The sequence below is a fragment of the Oleiphilus sp. HI0066 genome (assembly GCF_001635725.1).
This window is the reverse complement of the sequence record NZ_LWFH01001738.1, coordinates 1-1,052: the sequence shown is the minus strand read 5'-3', so window position 1 is coordinate 1,052 and position 1,052 is coordinate 1. Positions and strand designations below refer to the sequence as shown.

1 protein-coding gene is annotated in these 1,052 nt (G+C 44.6%); it reads right to left on the bottom strand.

The genetic code is table 11. The features are described 5' to 3' along the window. Positions 1 to 1,034, bottom strand: a 1,034-nt coding sequence (locus A3738_RS27130) for an aldehyde dehydrogenase (protein WP_231876778.1), incomplete at its 3' end; no start/stop codon positions are given. Positions 1,035 to 1,052 lie beyond the last annotated feature (18 nt).

Here is a 1,052-nt window from a genome sequence, read left to right as displayed (position 1 = left end):
AACTCTGCAATGGCGACTACTGGACCAAAGGTTTCTTCATTCTCCAGGCGCATTTCTTTACTAAGGTTTGAGACAACTGTTGCTTCGATATAAGGCGCTTTCTGTCGAGCATATCCAAGCAAAAACCTAGCGCCGTTCGCCTCAGCATCAATTAACTGATCTACAATTTTTTGATGTTGATGAGGGTTTACAATGGGGCCAATATTTACACCAGGCTGATTCCACGGACCTGTTTGATATTGACTGGCAACCGCAACAACCTCATGTTCAAATGCTTTAGCAATACTTGCATCAACATAAACCCGCTCCGTAGAGGTGCACATCTGCCCAGCATTTTCGAATGAGCTTGCGACAGCGAACCTAGCAGCAGCTTTAAGATCAGCATTGCGCATAACAATCATTGGATCATTACCACCAAGCTCCATTACAAGCCTTTTCAGATCTAGCGCAGCACCAGCCATTATGTTTCGACCAGCCTCGAGCGACCCGGTAAAAGCGACCATATTTATCTCCGCTTTAACGAGTGCTCTACCCACTTCACCAGCACCATGAACAATTTGTACTAGGTTCTCAGGCAAGCTTTCCTGGAGCGCTTTAACAAACAAGTCCGCTACCAAAGGGGTATGTTCAGAAGGTTTGAGTATCACACTATTACCGGCAACCAATGAGGGGATAATCAAGTTATTAGCCATCGCCAGCGGGTAATTCCAAGGAGAAATTACTGCAACCACTCCTAATGGTTGGTATTGAATCTGGCTTCTTCCTCCTAATGATTCCGGTCTAAATGCATCCAGTGCACTATTGATAAAATATTCCGCGTTATGAAGCACGCCTCTTACCTCAAATCCTGCACGACGAGCATCTTTTCCCATTTCCAAACTAATGAGTTGTGATAACTGCTCCAAATAAGGACTTAACTTTGCATAAGCGCCTGTAACTGCCTCAGCTCTCTCCTTTAAAGTTTTACCTGCCCAACTTCTTTGAGCGGCTCTACTAAGTGATACCTTTTCATGTAGCTCGGTATTCGATGTAATACTGACGTGTCCTATAAC